We start from the raw sequence: 18,765 nt of genomic DNA, 5'->3' as shown, positions 1-18,765 counted from the left end.
GTTACCGATTAGATAAGGGAGAAGACAGCGACGTAGTGATTTCTCATTACTACGGTTTAATTCGCACCTTCTTTCTCTACCTGACGTTTTTTGTTGTGTTGATCGTCACCGTCGCGACTTCTAATGGTGTACTCGTTGGCGTGAGTGATTATTGGTTGCATAGTACTTTGCTTGAAACCATCGCTTACTTTATTCCTTGGGTAGGGATGGTGTTTGCTGTATTAGCCATCTTGGTGTGGTTTATGCGAATGTTTCAAGGGATGCAGCAACTGCGCAATAACCAACCACACAGACCATCGACAGGTCCAAACCTTTAATCAATATTCTTTAAGCAAAACCGCCGTAACAGGCGGTTTTTTGTTGCTGTTTTGTCTCAAATATGAAGCGCTTAGTCGCAGGGGTGATACTTGATGCAACTTATTGAGTGAATTTACGTAACTGGGCAGGAAATCATAGTTAAGTAAGAAACATGTAAAAAAATCGCGTCACGATGAGACATTAGTCTCACTCACGCTATTGTTCATTTACTCAGGATTCATCGTCCCGTTAAAGTACGCTGCGCTCAGAAATTCAAAGAGTTGCATACGTGAAAATTGCCATCAATACATTCAGTCTACGCATACAGAGGAATCTCTATCGGAGGATGTTTGATTAAGGCATCTTGCTCTCACAAATAAAAAGAGCGAAACGAGCATTAAATGATGCGGCAAGGTAAGAAAAGGACAAACACGTTACGGCTATGATCCCTCAATTCGTCATTCCTATCACGAATCGCTTTGGCGAAAGCTATCACTTTTCAGGTCAGTTACTTACTAGCGGCGAACCTAAAACATTCGTGACCAAACAAGAGGCAATAGAGTTTCTTGAGAGCTTTGGTGAGCTTGACCTTCGCTCTGTCGAGGACTTGTTCTATGCGATTGGTCAATTCAAACCAAACATACCTGACGGTGAGCTTACTTCCCAACACTATAATTCAACGTTTGCCAATGCTTTGGTGAACGGTTATTTGCATGTCGCTCGAATTGTACCTACCGGCGAAAACTACGCACTCTCGTCAGCGGTTACGCCTCCACCAACTCAAAATACCGTCAATGCAAAACCATCGAAGGGAAAGGGGAAGTCGAATAAAAAGAGTGGCAGAAGTGCCGCATCCGCCAAGCCTCAGCAACAAAGCAGCGAAAAACATGAGAAAGCCGGTGATCCTGTATCACTTGTGACGGGTGAAGAAATTCTCGAACTCTATGATATCGAGCTACAACAAGGTACTACTTGGCAGCGCACTTACCGCTCTTCGCAGTCGGATGTAAATCATGGAATGGGCTTTGGTTGGCGACATGCATTTCAGTTTGAATTACGCGAGAAGACGGACGAGAAAGACAACGTTATCGCTTGGGAGTTTGTTGACGATAAGGCAGATATCACAGAATTTGAGCCAGTAGATATTGGAGCAACAAGTTACCAGATATACGCTGGTGCGAGCTGTTATTTCCTAAATTCAGCAACTCGGATCGTGACGCTCGCTAATGGGCATCAATATCGATTTGAACAAAAAGATGATCGCTGGCTTGTTAAACAAGTTAGAAATGGCACGTTTTCAACGTTTCAATTGCAGTATTCTCGAAACCATCGATTGATCGAGATCGCATATAACAAGCGTCCGGTTCTTGAATGTCAATATGATAAGCAAGGACGCCTTGTAGAACTGCTTAATGCAAAGTCCCAAAAAGTTCTGGCAACTTATACCTATGATGAGCACGATGATTTGGTCAGTGCAACTAATCATTTGGGCCTAAAGGAACAGTATCAATACCTCGGCCATTTAATTGTTAAGCGTGTACGACCAACTGGCTTTACTCATTATTTTGAATGGGATGGCGAAGGTGCAAAAGCGAAGTGCATCAGAAACGTTGGGGACGCAGGAATTTATGACTATCGCTTCCATTATCAAGGAAATCACTCTTCTTATTCTGACTCGTTAGATAATCAATGGTCTTTCTTGCATGACGAGCAGGGTAACCTACTTGAGAAAATAAGCCCCACAGGTAGAACTTGGAGATGGCAATATGATGAATTAGGACGAAAAGCACAAGCTATCTATCCTGATCAGTCAACGGTCAATTATCAATATAATCAGCATGGTCAATTAGTTTCTAAGTTTCATTCCTCTGGCAAAGAAATTCAATATGGCTATGACGGCTTAGGTAAGTTAGTTAAAACGGTTTCACCTGACGGGGATATCGAGAAGGCTTACTACAATAGTCTCGGTCAAAGAGTTTGGGATACCGATCAGTTCGGCTGTGTCACGGAGTATGATTACGATAAACACGGTCAAGTCGTCAAAAAAGAGTCTGAAGATGGTAAGAAAAGTCAGTGGTGGTGGGATGAACAACAAAGACTTATCGCGAATGAAATAGACGGTACATTACTTCGTTATAGCTACAATGAAGAAGATTTAGTGAATGGCGTTGCTTATCCCGATGGGTGTATTGCTCAACTCGCTTATGATCAATTTGGCAGGCGTACATCAGTTCGTTATTTTAACGACGAAGACAAAGTCGGTTATAGCGAAGAATATTCTTACGATGAGCACAGCCGTGTTGCTCAGATTCGAACGCCAGCAGGCATTACCTCGTATCAATGGGGAGCACTCGCGCAACAAGAAGCAGTCATCTTTCCCGATGGCAGCCATATTTCTTACGAATACGATCAACAACGTAACCTGACTAAATTAGTTCGGAGTGACGGCTTAGAGTTCGAATTCCTGTATGACGATGAAGGCCAGCTATCAGGAACTGTTGGCTTTGATAATCTACAAAGCCAATTGGATTATGACGATATGGGGCGCATCCATCGTAAGCAAGTCGCCGATAGGACCGTGCTGTACCGCTATGACGCTGCGGGTTATCTCAAGCACGTCAAAGCAGGAAATGGTCGCAGTATTGTAGAGAACCACTTCAATTATACGCTTGGTGGGCGACTTACTTTCGCATCCAATCGCCATCAAACATTGCAATACCAATACTCTTCATTCGGGCATTTAACAAAGCGAATTCAAGGTCAGTTTGAGATAGCGCAGGAGTTTAACAGAGTTGGCCAACGCGTATCTCAGGTACTGCCAGATAATACGGAGCTGAGCTTCTCTTATGATCGATATGGGCGTTTTTCAGCGATTCGATTTGGAAACCTAGATTTACCTCAAATCAAATTTCATTACGATGAAATGGGACGAGTTTCCCAAATTGAAACGGCACATTTTAATGAGCGCATCATTTATGATGGTGTTGGTCGTTTGGTCGAACAACATTGGCCTGATAGAGAGAAAAAGTACGTTTACAATGCGCAAAACCGTATTTCATCAATCATTGATAATACGGCAGGAGCAACGCACTATCAGTACGATACCTTAGGGCAACTGAAACGAGTCAATGCTTCCGGAGAAGTGACTAAATTTGAATACGATAGTTTTGGCAATCCTACTTTGCCATCTTCAGAGGTATTCGCTGATCGTATTGAAGTACACGATGGTGTTCGGTTCAAATATGACGCGCAAGGAAACCAGACAAAACGTGAGGGGCAAGGACATGTTCAGACTCGCGTATTTGATGCGTTAAATCAGCTCATTGAAGTTCACACTGACGATGGCATCAGTCAATATGAATATGATGCATTAGGGCGCAGGACGAAGAAAATTACACAACAAGGCGTTACGGAGTTCTTGTGGGAAGGGGAACGTTTAATTGGTGAACGCTCTTCATGTGCTTTCCGCTGGTACCTATATCAACCAGAAACCTACACGCCAGTGGCACTGCTAGAAAATGACGTTATTTATTGGTACCAGTGCGATCAAGTTGGTAAACCAGAGCGACTGATCGATTGCGAGGGGAATGTTGTATGGAGTGCCAGCTACGATGCTCATGGCTTTGCTCATGTACATATTGAAAAAGTAGTAAATCCAGTGCGTTTTCAAGGGCAGTACTTCGATCAAGAAACCGACTTACACTACAACCTCGCTCGGTATTACGATCCTAAGCTAGGACGCTTTATCCAACAAGATCCGATATCTATTGCTGGTGGCATTAACCATTACCAATATGCAGTCAATCCTATCCAGTGGATTGATCCAACAGGTTTCCTTTGTGAAGAAGGGCTAAAACGCTTGGGTCAAATGTTGGCAGCGTATCAGGCGCAAAGCGATGTCCCCCAAGAGGTTTGCGATCAGATTTTAGAAGCTGCAAAAGAATCATCCGTCGGAGAAGATGGCGTTCGCTCGCAAGTCAAAATCCGAAAACCCAAAGGTAAAAATCATATTCGATATGAATACGATTTAGACCATATTGATTGCGAAAGAAACGAGATTACTTTTTATCGTCATATCAATCACTCAGATGGCACCAGACACGAAGTGCAGTATGTTGTTGGGATTGAGGAGTTTGTAAATGCGCATGTTTTTGACTCAGAGAAAGTTGGTGGAGAGGAAGGTTGTACGATCTTCACTGAAGATCTTGTGCTGAATAAAGCAGAGTATAAAGAAAACTCTGAACTCAATACGAGTGATTATGAGCTAACAGAAAGAAACAAAGCAAAAATTGATGAATGCTTGAAAGAGCGTCAAGAGGCAATGGACGCTCGATCTGGCGAAGAGGGATATAACGCTCAAATTGGTAATATTAACCAACAGTCTGCAAAAATAGGTGAGTTGGCCGCGGATGACTTTGTCCGGAGTAAACGTCCTAACGCTAAGCTGCTTCATCCCAAAGATATTGGAACCTCAATTTCGAAGCCGGGCGATTTTGATATGGTTTACGAGGTGGAAGAGCCGCCACCAGGTGAAATTATAATTGTTGAGGCCAAAGGAGGGAGCAGCCCGCTGGGCAGCCGCAAGATTGGAAATATGGCATATCAGCAAGGGACAACGGAATACACTGCAGAAATCACCAACCTAATGTCTGAAAAAAAGGAAGGGACGACTGAAAAAATAACAGCAAGAAAAATTCAACATGCAGCTTCGTTCGGTATACCTATTCGATATATACATACTCAAGCAAACATCCCTGAAGGTGGGAATGTCTCAGATGTAAAAGTAGAAGTGGCAGAATTTAAAATTGATTCCAAAGGACTAAGTTAAAATGCAAAGTAAAGTTGTAGAACGCAAAGCAAACCCTGAGTTGAGTGAAAGTGGAGTTTCTTCTGAGAAAGAATTTATCAATAAGATACTAGATCAGCGAAAAGAAGGTCTTAAAATCAGGCGGGAAAACCTGATCAGTCTTGGTGATTTCGCCATTGACCAGGTTCGCTGGTATACCTGGTTTCAAACCTCGCATGAAGACGAACAAATTTGTACATTACGTCTTTACGAAACTTCTCTAATGGGCGCTTGTTATCATCGACTTGCTATGAATCCCAATGATGAATTAACTATCAAGATTCTCGACTATCCTGAAGTAAAGTGGGACGGGGAAGGCATTTTAAAAACGGGGTGCATAAATCCTAATAGATGGATTGATATGTATTTCATATCGACAATTGTGCGTGACAGGCCAAGTATGGACGTATTGGCGAACTTTCCAATTTCTTTGATGAGGCAGAGCTCTACCAAAGCGGGTGAGCTGTCTTATATGCTAGTAGACGTAATTCAGTCGTTCCACAACCGCACACCGGATTATCCTGATAAGCTGGTTGCAGCAATGGACGCAGCGGTAGCTCAAGGGAATAACTGGGCGTTGGAAATTGCGATGGGGATCCTAGAAACCTTCGCAGCGCTCACTACTAATATTGGTTATGATTTTGAGGAAGCGCTCGTTAAAAACCTACAGTTCCAAGAGAAATATCATCTTAGAGAATTAGGACCAGATAGGATAGGCATCAGAACTTTTATCAACTTCCCTCTGCTTGGCATGGCTTGCATGTGGTACGACAAAGGCAACCGTCTATCTGTTGAAACTGGTTGGCTTCCTCCCTATCTTGTCGAAGGACGTTGGTTAGAAGATGTAAAAGCAGGGAAGATCACTCGATAAACCCCTTTAGTTAGCAATTCCGTATATGAGCCACCTCTCATGGGGTGGCTTTTACGTTTATGGTAGAGAGTTTGCTGTTTGTTGAACCATATAGTGCGCATTGTGTTGGTGCACTAAAACCATATTGGTCCATTTATTAGCATGTTAAACACCATTTCAAGAATACGTAATTTTATTAAAGTTCATACAAAACAATAAATTAAAGCGTAAGTGTTAGAAATATAAATTATGGAATGAGAATTGCTCTGTTAGACGCTCTATAAATTAAGTTCACCAAATTGGTGATGAGCCTAACTTTGATGCATGCTGGTTTTGCTTTTCTTGAAGTAGGAACCGTGCGCCAAAAGAACCAAGTTAATGCTTTAGTTAAAATCTTGGCCGATTTCGGTATATCCGCCATCGCGTATTTTTTCATTGGATACTGGGTCGCTTATGGCGGCACCTTCTTCGCTGATGCTGAGACATTATCTCAAGGCAATGGTTACGAGTTAGTGAAGTTCTTTTTCTTGCTGACCTTCGCTGCAGCGATTCCCGCTATTGTTTCAGGTGGTATCGCAGAACGAGCTCGTTTTTATCCGATTTTAATCGCAACATTTTTCACTGTCGGTATTGTATACCCACTATTTGAGGGAATGATCTGGAACGGAAACTTTGGTGTTCAAGCTTGGTTTGAAAATACCTTTGGTTATGGCTTCCACGATTTTGCAGGTTCAGTCGTTGTGCATGGTGTTGGCGGCTGGATAGCGCTTGTTGCCGTCGTGTTTTTGGGCATGAGAAAAGGCAGAGTTCGAGCAGGAAAGCACACCAACTTTGCACCTTCGAATATTCCGTTTTTGGCTTTGGGAGCTTGGGTCTTATGTGTGGGGTGGTTTGGCTTCAACGTCATGTCAGCTCAAACTGTGTCAGGCATAAGTGGCTTGGTGGCTATGAACTCATTGATGGCAATGGTCGGGGGCATTGTCGCGTCACTGTTGGCTGGTAAGAATGACCCTGGCTTTATTCATAACGGCCCACTAGCTGGCTTGGTTGCTGTATGTGCGGGCTCAGACTTAATGCATCCTATCGGTGCTTTAGTGACAGGTGCGATTGCTGGCGTGCTATTTGTTTATCTTTTTACCCACCTACAAAACAAAACCAAGATTGATGATGTGCTAGGTGTCTGGCCTTTACACGGTGTATGTGGCGCTTGGGGTGGTATTGCCGCTGGGATTTTTGGTCAAAGCGCATTGGGTGGGCTAGGTGGCGTGAGCATTATCGTTCAGCTTCTAGGAACGCTTTTGGGCCTTTCCATCGCAGCGCTTGGTGCACTTGTAGTCTACGGTGCGATTAATACCAGTATGGGACTGAGGCTTTCAGAAGAAGACGAATTCAATGGCGCTGACCTAGCCATTCATAAAATATCTTCGACCAACGAGGATTGAGGCCAATATGGGAGCGGCATAAAGCCGCTCTTTTAGCAATTGTCTTTCTTGGCTTGGCCCGGAGGACAGAAATTACCATTACCTCGATGGTCATCATCATTGGTGCTGACTCTTACCTTTACATCATCGACTTCGCCTTCAACATTGGTAAGTTGACAGCCTGCCAAAGTCAGAAGCAATGTAAACGTTAGAGATACTTGTCTCATTGCTGTTCCTCTTAAATTGTAATTCTAATAGTGACCATTACGACTATGGTCTAATCCATATTACTACTGTTGCTATTCTTTCAGTGTTAAGCTAATGAAAAAACAGCAAGGATGAGTTATGAATTTCCCTTATAGAAATATTGTAGTACTTACTGGTGCAGGTATCTCGGCCGAATCTGGTATTCAAACATTTCGTGCGCAAGATGGCCTATGGGAGAATCACCGTATCGAAGATGTAGCAACGCCTGAAGGGTTTGCTCGCGATCCGGACCTTGTTCAAGACTTTTACAACCAACGCCGCAAGAAACTTCAAGATAATGCGATAAAGCCTAATGCAGCGCATGAAGCATTAGGTCGTTTAGAGGCTGAGTTAGAAGGTAAAGTGACGGTCATCACTCAAAATATAGATAACCTTCACGAAAGAGGCGGCAGTCAGAATGTGATTCACATGCATGGTGAGTTGCTCAAGGCCCGCTGTAGTGAATCTAACCAAGTAGTAGAGCACAATGAGGACATTAAGACAGGCGAACTTTGTCACTGTTGTCAGATCCCTTCACAAATGCGACCACATATTGTTTGGTTTGGTGAAATGCCACTGCGAATGGGTGATATCTACGCGTCATTAGAAGAAGCAGATTTGTTTATTTCTATTGGGACTTCTGGCGTTGTGTATCCCGCAGCAGGTTTTGTTCATGATGCAAAAATGCACGGCGCACATACCATTGAAATTAACCTAGAACCTAGTGCGGTAGAAAGTGAATTTGAGGAGAAACGCTACGGAAAAGCAAGCGTTGAGGTTCCAAAATTAGTTGACGAGATACTGGCTCTAGAAGGAAAAGAAAGAGCGTAATAACTTCAACAGGAAGAGTTTTTGTCTTGTCATTAAGAACAAAAAAGCGGCTCATGAGCCGCTTTTTCATATCTTTAAAACTAACGAATTAGTTGTTCACTTTTAGCTTTTGGAAGTACTCATCGTATATTACGCTCGCTTCGCCAACTTCATCTTGCCAAGTACCGCTGTCCATCACTTCTTGTGGTGGGAAGATGCTTGGATCATTAGCAAATTCTTTCGGTAGCAGATCGTGTGCCGTTTTAACTGGCGTAGGATAACCAATCTCTAGTGCAATCTTAGCTGCGTTCTCAGGACGTAGTAGGAAATCGATCATCTTATGAGCTGCGTCAACGTTCTTCGCACCAGCTGGAATTGCTAGGCTGTCCATCCAGAAGATAGTGCCTTTTTCTGGCCAGATGATGTCGATGTTCGCACCTTCTTGACGAGCCATGTATGCAGAACCGTTCCAAAGCATGCCTAGTGAAACTTCACCCGCAAGGTAAGGGTTTGCAGGAAAGTCTGAGTTAAATACTAATACGTTTGGCATTAGCTTTTTCAGTTCTTCGTAAGCGGCTTTGATTTCTTCTGGGTTAGTCGTGTTTGGTGAGTAACCAAGCTTAGTCAATGCAATGTGGAATACTTCGCGAGAATCATCCATCAGCATTAGTTGACCTTCCCACTTACTATCCCAAAAATCATCCCACTTAGTAACCGATGATTTGTCTAGCATGTCAGCATTGATACCAATACCGGTCGCACCCCAAATGTATGGGATAGAGTAGTTGTTGTTCGGATCGAACGGTTTGTTTAGGAAGTTAGTATCAAGATCGGCAAAATGAGATAATTTCTCTTTGTCGATCTGTTGTAGCATGCCTTCTTTACGCATTTTAGAGACGAAATAGGTAGACGGTACTACCAAGTCGTAACCAGAACCTTGAGTTTTTAGTTTTGCGTACATACTCTCGTTAGATTCGTATGTAGAGTAAATAACTTTGATTCCGGTTTCTTTTGTAAAGTCTTCAAGAACTTCGTTTGGAATGTATTCCGACCAGTTGTAGAAATACAGTTCTTGATCAGCAGCCATTGCAGGGGTAGCGATGAGCGTCGCTGCACATAGAGCGCTTGCGTAGAATTTACTTTTCATTTGTTTTCCGTTTTGTTTCGCGATTGGACAAGTCAATACTAGCTGGAGTTATCGAGTTGAGCCAAATCGCAGTAAGCACAAATATGTTCATTTAGCTTGAATATCGTTGTCTCCTTGTTATGAGACGATAAATCTATGATACCAAGACAAATAAACCTAGCAACGCGCGATTATATCAGCCTAAGACAAAAATAGGCAGCGTATTGCTGCCTATTTTCCTATGGTTGATGACTTGTTACACAAGCTAGATTATTGTCCCGCTTTCAGCTTGAGGAAATAATCTTCGTACTTAACGGTTAGATCACCAACCGCATCTTGCCATTCAACGCGGTCAAGGTCTTCTTGAGAAGGGAACAGTGGGGCAACGTCTTTAAACTTAGCATTCGATTCTTCCACCGCCGTTAGGTAGCCAGTATCACGAGAGATTTGCTCTGCGATTTCTGGGCGCAGTAGGAAGTCAATCATCTTGTGAGCGGCTTCTACGTTCTTCGCACCGGAAGAGATAGCGAAGTTATCAACCCAGCCGATACCGCCTTCTTTAGGAAAAACGAGTTTAAGGTTCAGGCCTTCACTTTGTGCCGCTGCGGCGCTACCGTTCCAAAGCATACCAACGCCCACTTCACCAGACATGTAAGGTGCGCCAGGGTTGTCAGAGTTGAAAACTAAAACGTTAGGCATCAACTTTTGTAGCTCAGCGTACGCTTCATCGATTTGCTTAGGGTCTTTTGAGTTACCTGAGTAGCCAAGTTTACGCAGAGCGATATGGAACACTTCACGAGTGTCGTCCATCAACATTACTTGACCTTCAAGCTCAGGCTTCCATAGGTCAGCCCAGCTTTGGAAGTCGTTTGGATCGTACATATCTGCGTTAACCGCTAGGCCTGTAATCGCAACAACGTGTGGGATAGAGTAGTCGTTACTTGGATCGTAAGGCTTGTCTAGGTAGTTTTTATCTAGGTTGCCGAAGTTTTTCAGCTTAGTCTTATCGATCTTTTGTAGCATGCCTTCGTCACGCATCTTCGCCACGAAGTACGTTGAAGGTACTACCAGGTCATAACCTTGGTTATGGGTTTTTAGCTTTGCATACAAAGTTTCGTTCGACTCGTAAGTCGAGTAGATCACTTTGATGCCAGTTTCTTTAGTAAATTGCTCTAGGATATTACTGTTGATGTAAGGACCCCAGTTCATAAATACTAGTTCTTTATCATCCGCTGTCGCTGTACCAGAGAACAGAGAAAGCGCACATGCACTACCAGCTAATAGAGTAGCCCATTTTTTCATTGACGTTAGCTCCAAACCAAACGTTGTCCAATTTTGGACGATAGATAGAAAAACAGAATGGCATGTAACCATTCTGTTTCGTGATGTTAACAGGTGCGGATTCTACTTCACTTTTTCTCTTGCTAGCAACTGAGAAATTACTACCAAGACCAAAGAAACAATCAACATCACCGTTGCTAGGGCGTTCACTTCCGGTGAAATGCCCACCTTAACCATGGAGTAAATCTTCAATGGTAAGATTTCGTATGTTGGACCCGTTACAAACGAGCTGATGATCACATCGTCCAAAGACAGGGTAAAGCTCAGTAGCCAACCTGCAGCAACCGCTGGTTTAGCAAGAGGAAGGATGATCTGTTTCAAGATTACCCATTCGCTTGCACCAAGGTCTTTTGCAGCTTCCAACATTTTCACATCAAAGCCATTTAAGCGGCTGTACACTGTTACCACAACGAATGGTAGACAGAAGGTGATGTGAGCAATCAATAGAGTAAAGAAGCCAAGCTGCGCGCCTAATACTAGGAACAGAGCAAGCAATGAAATCGCCATAACAATATCTGGAGACATCATCACGACAAACAGCATGCCGTTTACCGCACCTTTACCTTTGAACGAGTAACGGAATAGGGCAACGGCCGTTAAGCTACCAATGATGGTTGCTGCTGTCGCTGAGAATACCGCTACGTTCAATGAATGCCATGCAGCTTGCATTAGGCTGTCGTTATTTACTAAGGTTTCGTACCATTTCGTGGTGAAACCACCCCATTTCATACCAAATTTGTTGGCATTAAATGAGTTAACAATTAAGACGATGATTGGCAGATACAAAAATGCATACACCAGCGCCATAAAGCTAAATCTAACTGTGCGTCCCATTAGTCTAGCTCCACTTTCTTATTCAATAGTTTGCCTGCTCTGTAGTAAGCGTAAAGCATCACAGCCATTGCGAAGGTGAGGGCGATACTGGTCGCAGCACCAAATGGCCAGTCACGAGCGTTCAATACTTGGCTCTTAATAACGTTACCAATCAGTAGGTTCTTCGCACCACCAAGAAGGTCAGAGATGTAGAACATACCTAGTGCTGGTAGCAGAACCAACAAACAACCACCGATAATGCCAGGCATTGTAAGAGGTAGAATCACTTTCGTAATGGTTTGGAACTTGTTCGCACCAAGATCTTTCGCCGCCTCGATATAAGTGTTGTCCAACTTCTCGATTGCCGAGTAAAGCGGCAGAATCATAAATGGAAGCAGGATGTACACAAGACCAATCATTACTGCTGTTTCGGTGTACATAATACGTAATGGCTTATCGATGATTTCCATCGCCATTAATGATTTGTTCAAAATACCTTGTGTACCCAGAACAATCTTCAGGCCGTAAGTACGGATAAGAGAGTTTGTCCAAAAAGGTACGATAACTAAGAACAACATGAATGGGCGCCATTTCTCTGGCATTTTCGCTATGATGTAAGCAAATGGGTAACCAATTACTAAACACAACAACGTCGCCACAATCGCCATGTAGAACGAGTGCATCAGCACTTTCGCATACAAGGGGTCGAGTAGACGTAAGTAGTTGTCGAAAGTAAATGTCATTTCGATTAAGTTTGCTTCATCACGCGTTAAGAAACTCGTACCGATAATCATCACATTTGGTACCAACACGAAAAGTGTTAACCAACCGACGATTAAGGTAATGATCGCGTTTTGAAGATTAATCTTCTTGCTTATCATTGAGGACTACCTCCCAACTCTCAACCCAAGTGATAGCGACTTTCTGGCCAAGTGAGTGGTCCACATCAGGATCATCTTCGTTAAAGAATTCGCTAACCATTACACGCATGCCTGAATCCAATTGGATAACGGAATCAAGCGTCATACCTTTATAGGTACGCTCTGTTACGTGACCTACGATGCCTTTTTCTTCAGACTCTTTGATCTCTTCGATACGTAAGTCTTCTGGGCGAAGTAGTACTTGCAGTTTTTCACCTGCTTGCGCTTCCTGATCGTAGTAAACAACAGACTCGACACCTTCGATTTCTGCACGGATACGTTTCTCGTCGATACGCTCTAGCATGGTTGCGTTGAATACGTTGATCTCACCGATAAAGCGAGCAACAAATAGGTTCTTCGGCTCTTCGTAAATCTCACGTGGAGAACCATCCTGCTCGATAACACCGTCGCGCATAACAATAATGCGGTCAGACATCGATAGGGCCTCTTCCTGATCGTGCGTAACGAAGATAAAGGTAATACCAAGTTGACGCTGAAGCTGTTTAAGCTCGATTTGCATTTGCTTACGCAGTTTGTAATCAAGTGCAGATAGAGATTCATCTAGCAGCAGTACTTTTGGTTTGTTAACAACCGCACGCGCAATGGCGATACGTTGTTGCTGACCGCCAGAAAGCTGATGAGGCTTACGCTGAGCCATTTTTTCTAGGCGCACCATGCGTAGCGCTTCCATTACTCGTGGTTCAATGTCCGCAGTAGGCGTTTTCTGCATACGAAGACCAAAAGCGACATTCTCATATACGGTCATGTGTGGAAACAATGCGTAACTTTGAAATACCGTGTTGACGTGCCTTTGCTCTGCAGGAACCTGTGTTACATCCTGGTCATCCAAAATAATTTGACCGTTATCTGCCGTTTCAAAACCTGCAATCATGCGTAAAACTGTTGTCTTACCACAACCAGAAGGCCCGAGAATCGTCAGAAATTCACCATGATTAACATCCAGATTTAAATTACCGATGATTTCCTTACCATCGAAACTTTTACTAATACCAGATAAACGAATAACTGGCTTTCCTGCTTGCGGTTTTGCGTTCAACGTCTGTATTTCCCCCACGTTCAAGCCGGGATTATCCCAGCTGATGTGACACTAACCATTCACTTTTGAGGCGCGCATCATAATCACCAAAAGTGTGAAATTAAAGCATTTTCTTATCTTGAAACAGAAATAATTTTGCAGGAAAAAGCCATCATTCCTTACCATACTGTTTTTATGAGATTAATTGGCATCTAGACACAGTTTGATAGCACTAAACTTTGTTCAACAATTGTTTCAATTTCATGACCTTGAAAGTGGTTAATTATCAACCATACAGTTGAGATTGCAAGGATTGTAGGTGAGTTGTGATGTTAGATGTGGAAAGATTTCTTTATAATGACGATTACATTAATTGACTGGAATTCCAGTCAAAATTTTACAAGTTAGTCTTGGATAAACTATGAACGACGATTTTGAGAAAGATTTCAATCTTGGGGGGAGTGTAGAGCGAGCTTTGTCTGGCAACTACGAGCTTAAAGCTGGCGCGGTTTTTAACGAAGCTTGGCGAGCAACCATCCAGCACTTTTTATCATTTTCTCCTGCCATTATTGTATTGCTTTTTGTCCAGTTAGGTATTTTCTATATTGCATTAAAACTGCAGTTGGGCGATTTGAGCGTTATTCTTGATGCATTTGAGAACCCAGAGTCGTTCACAAACGATATTGTGTCTTCTATTTATGTCGCGAATTTCAGTTATGAGGTGATTAGCGCACCAATTTATGCGGGGATCAGCTTGATGGCTATGAGCCATGTCGCCGGCCTGAAGACTAAGTTGCGCCATGTTGGAAAGGGGTTGCAGTTCACCATTCCTGTTATTCTAGCAACGCTCATGAGCTTAATGCTACAAGGTGTGGTTGGTATGATTTTTCCTTTACTGTCGCTGTATCTTTCCTTGGCATTTAGTCACTCTATTTTGTTGATTTGTGAGAAAAGGGTGCCACCAATGCAAGCGTTGCTGTTATCACTTCGCGCAATCAACAAGAAGATTTTTGTGGTCGCGGGGCTTTACTTAGGCGTGATGTTAATGTTTATTATTGCAGCAATGTTCTACGGTATTGGCTTGATTTTTGTGCTGCCATTCTTCTTCCATTTGAAAGGCATACTCTACCGCGAAATGTTTGGAATTAAGCTTAAGATCGTTACAACACAGAAAAACGATAATGATCACGATGGTAACTCACAGGTGTTTGATGCCTAATTCTTTGAAATCAATAAGTTTACGAGTGGCGGCAACCTGTATAGCCGCCACTTTTATTTCTATAGGCCCATATTTACACTACGAGAAACAGTTTAAATATGTGGAAAATCCTGACGTACTCTCTGGCAAGATTAAGCATGTCGATTTATCACACTTGCCATACATCGGTGATATCCCAGACTTCAATTCAATAAAAGATACGAAAGAGAAAAAAGCTGCTTTTTTTGATTTTTTAAGGCCTAAAATTGCTCTTGAGAATCAACGAATTCGTCATGAGCGTGCCTTTCTTACCTCTTTAAAGGTGGGACAAGTGACGCAAGAACAACAAGAGTATGCTCAGCGGTTATCATCTCTGTATTCGTTGCCCTTGAGTAACGATAAGATTGATCAAGCATGGCTAGACGAGATGCTTGTGCGAGTGAACGTCTTACCTGAAGCCTTGGTTCTAACTCAAGCGGCAAATGAATCTGCGTGGGGCACTTCTCGTTTTGCTACTCAAGCAAACAACTTGTTCGGCCAATGGTGTTATAAAAAGGGCTGTGGAATTGTTCCAGCGCAACGTGGCGCTAACAAAGTTCATGAAGTTGAAAAATTCGATTCTGTACAACAGTCTGTTCATGGCTACTTTATGAATGTTAATCGAAACCCAGCGTATGCAGACCTGCGTGAAATCAGAACATCTCTGGCTGAAAAGAACAAGGGCTTGTTAACGGTTGCAACCGCGTCAGAGTTAACGCATGGGTTGCTAGCCTATTCTGAACGTGGCATCGCCTATGTACACGATCTTCGCGCTATGATTCGTCATAACAACGCCTACTGGACGCAATAAAATAACGGATAAAATGAAAAAGTTAAGCCTAAGTCTATTGGGAAGTGCGGCGCTAATTCTTGTATCGCCGATAACCCAAGCTCAAGAGTACATGTTCACGTACTCAAAGTTATACACTCAACTAAAAAACAACAATAAAGAAGGGCATGACGATGTGAAAGTTGGTGTCTTTTTTGTGGACGCAAAAACTAAACAAATTTGTACGATAGAAAAAGCTTGGATGGAAAAAGAAGAGCACTATGAAGAGTTTGTTATCCCTGCTTCACAAGAGTTGCCTTTACCTGTTGATAAAAACTTAAAGTCAGCGAATCCGTTGGTTTTTATCGATACCCCAAAAGATACACGTTGCGATTACTCACTTGTCGTGATGACCAAAGAACCATTACAGGGTAACGTTTCTTACGAGCAACTTAAGCCTCTTCTACCTCAAATGCAGACGATGCTGGAAGATTTAGGCGGTATGTTTGCGGGTTGGTTTACACCGGAAGTTCAAGGTGTGACGATGGAGTTTGCAAATCAACTGAATGATAAAGTGATTTTCTCAAACGGAACCGAAAAGCCAATTGTCAATGGCAAGATACAAGTCGCACTAAGTGAAATAGGGCAAGGTGGCACAATGACACTACCAGAACCGACGATGCGAGTGTTACCTTATCTACCTAACGCAAAGAAATGAACACTGAACGTTTAGAAAGGGCTGCAATCGCAGCTCTTTTTTAATTTTGACCGTAACTAAAGTATCTTTCACACTCTTTTCTTAAAGACTCAATAAGACAAGCATTTAATCCTGCGTAAAAAGCTCGTATAATCCACGCCCCAAAGAAACCCATGTTAGGAAGTCCTAGTCGATTTATCGGCGATGTGAGAGCCCGCAATGAACCAAATAGATACAAGAAAAGAAACCCTAGAATTCAACAAGCTTCAGAAACGCCTAAGAAGACATGTTGGAAATGCCATTACTGATTACAACATGATCGAAGAAGGCGATGTTGTAATGGCATGTATTAGCGGTGGTAAAGATTCATTCGCGATGCTTGATATCCTGCTGAATCTTCAAAAAGCCGCACCGATCAAATTTGAAGTGGTTGCGGTAAACCTAGACCAAAAACAACCGGGCTTCCCTGAGCACATTCTGCCAGAGTATTTCGAAACACTGAATATCCCTTACTATATCGTCGATAAGGACACGTATTCCGTCGTAAAAGAGAAGGTACCAGAAGGCAAAACCACTTGTGGTCTGTGTTCACGCCTGCGACGTGGTACGCTGTATTCATTTGCAGAGAAGATTGGTGCAACTAAGCTTGCGCTAGGTCATCACATGGATGACATCGTCGAAACAATGTTCTTGAATATGTTCCACGGCTCTCGCCTTAAAGCGATGCCACCAAAGCTACGCTCTGATGATGGCCGTAACGTGGTCATTCGTCCATTGACTTACTGTCGTGAAAAAGATTTGATCAAATACGCTGAGCACAAGGATTTCCCAATAATTCCGTGTAACCTTTGTGGCTCTCAAGAGAACCTTCAGCGTCAATCTATAAAAGCAATGTTGATTGAATGGGATAAGAAGACGCCAGGGCGTGTGGAAGCAATTTTTAAATCAATTCAAAACGTAAGCCCAAGCCAACTAGCAGACCGCGAATTGTTCGACTTTGTTAACTTACCGCTAGATCGTGAAGGTAACCGCGAAGAGTATGAATTTAATGAGGCTGTCGTTTCTTCGACGAATATTGATGAATCGATGTTCATCGATGTTACGAACATCTAACTCGTAAAAAAGGAGGTCAATTAGACCTCCTTTTTTGTACCCAACGCTTTAACTGTTCCCAAACAAAAATCCCCCTGTATTCGGGGGATTTATTAGCGCTTATTTGAAAGCGCTCAATACATAGCAATACTAAAGAGAGATTAGGTTGCTGTATTTGGGTCGAGAGGGCTAATGTAGCCTTTTGGTTTTAGAGCCAACACGTCGCAATTTATTTTATCAATTACGTGCTCCGCTGTATTACCAATAAAGACAGCAGAAAGCCCTGTTCGCCCTGTGGTACCTAAAATAACCATTGCTGCGTTCAAGCGCTCTGCAGCTGCCGGAATGACATCTTCAGGTAAACCTTGCTCAACTATCGTTTGTTCTTCATCAAGACCATGTTTTTGGCGTAGTGCTTTCATAGCCGTTAAATGATGACCTCGCACTGCATCGGTATAAGTCGTTGGGTCAAATTCAGGAAGTTCAATCGTAATGTTCGCCGGTGTAACGGGGTAGGCGTTAACAAGATATGGCTTGGCCTCAAGCCGAGTGGTGATTTCTTTTAATCGCTCGACCATCGTATCGTTGAGATCAATATGAGTCGGGTTTTCTGAGCCCACATGTACTGAGGCAAGGATACTTGCTTGTTCCGGCCAAGCAGCATTCTTAATAAGAAGCACTGGAATAGGGCATTTTCGCAACAAGTGCCAATCTGTCGGTGTGAAAATGACAGACTCTAAAACATCATGCTTACGTGTGCCTTTGATGACTAGGTCATGATTGCCTGCATAGACTTCAGCAATAATCGCCTCATAAGGGCGGTTGTGCCAGACAACACAAACATCAAAGTCGAAGCCATCGTTTAGGTATGGTTGAGCAATTTTACGCATCCACTGCTCACGCTGATGAATGACACCTCGACGCATAGCATCTCTTTCATCCACTGATAGCATTGACGTCATGTCATACGAGAAATCGTAAATGGATAAAAAGAAAGTGATTCGGCTTCTAGATACACTTTTCTGAGCTAATTGAACAGCTCTTGCAAGTGCGGGCTGCTCATCATTATTGATGTCAGCTACAACAAGGATCTTACTGTATATACTCATAACTAAGCCCACTTCTATTGCAAAACCAGATACTGAATGTAAATTAAATCAGTATTTTGGAGTACTCACCGTACATTTTTACTGTAGCTTAGTTTGGAGAACTTTTTGAGGACTTTCGAAAGGAATTTATGAGAAATATGATGTAGCTCATTTTT

The 18,765-nt window shown here is 42.8% G+C and carries 15 protein-coding genes and 1 pseudogene; 9 read left to right on the top strand and 7 right to left on the bottom strand.

What is annotated here, in order from left to right; genetic code table 11:
- The 4 genes and pseudogenes from IQR33_RS16200 to IQR33_RS16185 all read left to right on the top strand — a co-directional run.
- On the top strand, window positions 1–317 hold a 317-nt coding region (locus IQR33_RS16200; RefSeq protein ID WP_193843853.1), incomplete at its 5' end, for a hypothetical protein.
- Window positions 318–739: 422 nt separating this feature from the next.
- A complete protein-coding gene (locus IQR33_RS16195) occupies window positions 740–5,125 on the top strand; it encodes an RHS repeat-associated core domain-containing protein (protein WP_193837372.1) in 4,386 nt (1,461 codons plus the stop codon).
- A gap of 1 nt (window position 5,126) precedes the next feature.
- Window positions 5,127–6,014, top strand: a complete 888-nt coding sequence (locus IQR33_RS16190) for an immunity 49 family protein (RefSeq protein WP_193837371.1) — start codon at window positions 5,127–5,129, stop codon at window positions 6,012–6,014.
- A 296-nt stretch (window positions 6,015–6,310) separates the two neighbouring features.
- Window positions 6,311–7,435: pseudogene (locus IQR33_RS16185) on the top strand (ammonium transporter); the annotation flags it as partial.
- A gap of 32 nt (window positions 7,436–7,467) precedes the next feature.
- Here IQR33_RS16185 and IQR33_RS16180 read toward each other — a convergent pair.
- Window positions 7,468–7,641: a hypothetical protein gene (locus tag IQR33_RS16180; RefSeq protein ID WP_005377524.1), complete on the bottom strand. Its 174-nt coding sequence runs from the start codon at window positions 7,639–7,641 to the stop codon at window positions 7,468–7,470.
- Between the two features lie 118 nt (window positions 7,642–7,759).
- Here IQR33_RS16180 and cobB point away from each other — a divergent pair, with 118 nt between their 5' ends.
- Window positions 7,760–8,491, top strand: a complete 732-nt coding sequence (cobB, locus tag IQR33_RS16175; protein ID WP_005377522.1) for a Sir2 family NAD+-dependent deacetylase — start codon at window positions 7,760–7,762, stop codon at window positions 8,489–8,491.
- Window positions 8,492–8,579: 88 nt separating this feature from the next.
- On the opposite strand, the gene IQR33_RS16170 is transcribed toward cobB, so the two are convergent.
- The 5 genes from IQR33_RS16170 to potA form a co-directional block, all read right to left on the bottom strand.
- Window positions 8,580–9,617, bottom strand: coding sequence for an extracellular solute-binding protein (locus tag IQR33_RS16170; protein ID WP_193837370.1), 1,038 nt, complete (start codon window positions 9,615–9,617; stop codon window positions 8,580–8,582).
- Window positions 9,618–9,866: 249 nt separating this feature from the next.
- Window positions 9,867–10,898 (bottom strand): extracellular solute-binding protein, encoded by a 1,032-nt coding sequence (locus IQR33_RS16165; RefSeq protein WP_017634902.1) that lies wholly within the window; start codon window positions 10,896–10,898, stop codon window positions 9,867–9,869.
- A 102-nt stretch (window positions 10,899–11,000) separates the two neighbouring features.
- Window positions 11,001–11,771 carry a spermidine/putrescine ABC transporter permease PotC gene (gene potC / locus IQR33_RS16160; RefSeq protein ID WP_005389180.1) on the bottom strand — a complete coding sequence of 257 codons (771 nt, stop codon included), beginning with the start codon at window positions 11,769–11,771 and terminating at the stop codon, window positions 11,001–11,003.
- On the bottom strand, window positions 11,771–12,631 hold the full coding sequence (potB, locus tag IQR33_RS16155) for a spermidine/putrescine ABC transporter permease PotB (protein WP_005377512.1): 861 nt from the start codon (window positions 12,629–12,631) through the stop codon (window positions 11,771–11,773). The genes potC and potB overlap by 1 nt, the downstream gene beginning before the upstream one ends.
- Window positions 12,612–13,727: a spermidine/putrescine ABC transporter ATP-binding protein PotA gene (gene potA / locus IQR33_RS16150; protein WP_017634901.1), complete on the bottom strand. Its 1,116-nt coding sequence runs from the start codon at window positions 13,725–13,727 to the stop codon at window positions 12,612–12,614. The genes potB and potA overlap by 20 nt, the downstream gene beginning before the upstream one ends.
- A 400-nt stretch (window positions 13,728–14,127) precedes the next feature.
- Here potA and IQR33_RS16145 point away from each other — a divergent pair, with 400 nt between their 5' ends.
- The 4 genes from IQR33_RS16145 (at window position 14,128) to ttcA (ending at window position 17,522) form a co-directional block, all read left to right on the top strand.
- Entirely contained in the window at window positions 14,128–14,925 is a 798-nt protein-coding gene (locus IQR33_RS16145) for a hypothetical protein (protein WP_005389175.1), read from the top strand.
- The gene (locus IQR33_RS16140; RefSeq protein WP_017634900.1) at window positions 14,918–15,754 is read left to right on the top strand and encodes a glucosaminidase domain-containing protein; all 837 of its coding nucleotides are present in this window, start codon (window positions 14,918–14,920) and stop codon (window positions 15,752–15,754) included. The genes IQR33_RS16145 and IQR33_RS16140 overlap by 8 nt, the downstream gene beginning before the upstream one ends.
- Before the next feature lie 13 nt (window positions 15,755–15,767).
- Entirely contained in the window at window positions 15,768–16,430 is a 663-nt protein-coding gene (locus tag IQR33_RS16135) for a DUF2987 domain-containing protein (RefSeq protein ID WP_042522976.1), read from the top strand.
- A 198-nt stretch (window positions 16,431–16,628) separates the two neighbouring features.
- On the top strand, window positions 16,629–17,522 hold the full coding sequence (gene ttcA / locus IQR33_RS16130) for a tRNA 2-thiocytidine(32) synthetase TtcA (RefSeq protein ID WP_005377502.1): 894 nt from the start codon (window positions 16,629–16,631) through the stop codon (window positions 17,520–17,522).
- A gap of 140 nt (window positions 17,523–17,662) precedes the next feature.
- Here the strand turns inward: ttcA and uspE are convergent, their stop codons facing one another.
- On the bottom strand, window positions 17,663–18,610 hold the full coding sequence (uspE, locus tag IQR33_RS16125) for a universal stress protein UspE (protein ID WP_005377500.1): 948 nt from the start codon (window positions 18,608–18,610) through the stop codon (window positions 17,663–17,665).
- Window positions 18,611–18,765 lie beyond the last annotated feature (155 nt).

Origin of the sequence: Vibrio sp. OPT46 (assembly GCF_015163535.1) — a bacterium.
In the GTDB taxonomy this organism is placed as follows: Bacteria; Pseudomonadota; Gammaproteobacteria; order Enterobacterales; family Vibrionaceae; genus Vibrio; species Vibrio alginolyticus.
The sequence above is the reverse complement of the archived record's forward strand: the minus strand, read 5'-3'. Positions and strand labels throughout refer to the sequence as shown.

Excerpts from the sequence above, each read along its gene's own strand:
- IQR33_RS16195 (WP_193837372.1), top strand. The coding sequence starts at position 740 with ATGATCCCTCAATTCGTCATTCCTATCACGAATCGCTTTGGCGAAAGC.
- IQR33_RS16190 (WP_193837371.1), top strand. The coding sequence starts at position 5,127 with ATGCAAAGTAAAGTTGTAGAACGCAAAGCAAACCCTGAGTTGAGTGAA.
- IQR33_RS16180 (WP_005377524.1), bottom strand. The coding sequence starts at position 7,641 with ATGAGACAAGTATCTCTAACGTTTACATTGCTTCTGACTTTGGCAGGC.
- cobB (WP_005377522.1), top strand. The coding sequence starts at position 7,760 with ATGAATTTCCCTTATAGAAATATTGTAGTACTTACTGGTGCAGGTATC.
- IQR33_RS16170 (WP_193837370.1), bottom strand. The coding sequence starts at position 9,617 with ATGAAAAGTAAATTCTACGCAAGCGCTCTATGTGCAGCGACGCTCATC.
- IQR33_RS16165 (WP_017634902.1), bottom strand. The coding sequence starts at position 10,898 with ATGAAAAAATGGGCTACTCTATTAGCTGGTAGTGCATGTGCGCTTTCT.
- potC (WP_005389180.1), bottom strand. The coding sequence starts at position 11,771 with ATGGGACGCACAGTTAGATTTAGCTTTATGGCGCTGGTGTATGCATTT.
- potB (WP_005377512.1), bottom strand. The coding sequence starts at position 12,631 with ATGATAAGCAAGAAGATTAATCTTCAAAACGCGATCATTACCTTAATC.
- IQR33_RS16145 (WP_005389175.1), top strand. The coding sequence starts at position 14,128 with ATGAACGACGATTTTGAGAAAGATTTCAATCTTGGGGGGAGTGTAGAG.
- IQR33_RS16140 (WP_017634900.1), top strand. The coding sequence starts at position 14,918 with ATGCCTAATTCTTTGAAATCAATAAGTTTACGAGTGGCGGCAACCTGT.
- IQR33_RS16135 (WP_042522976.1), top strand. The coding sequence starts at position 15,768 with ATGAAAAAGTTAAGCCTAAGTCTATTGGGAAGTGCGGCGCTAATTCTT.
- ttcA (WP_005377502.1), top strand. The coding sequence starts at position 16,629 with ATGAACCAAATAGATACAAGAAAAGAAACCCTAGAATTCAACAAGCTT.
- uspE (WP_005377500.1), bottom strand. The coding sequence starts at position 18,610 with ATGAGTATATACAGTAAGATCCTTGTTGTAGCTGACATCAATAATGAT.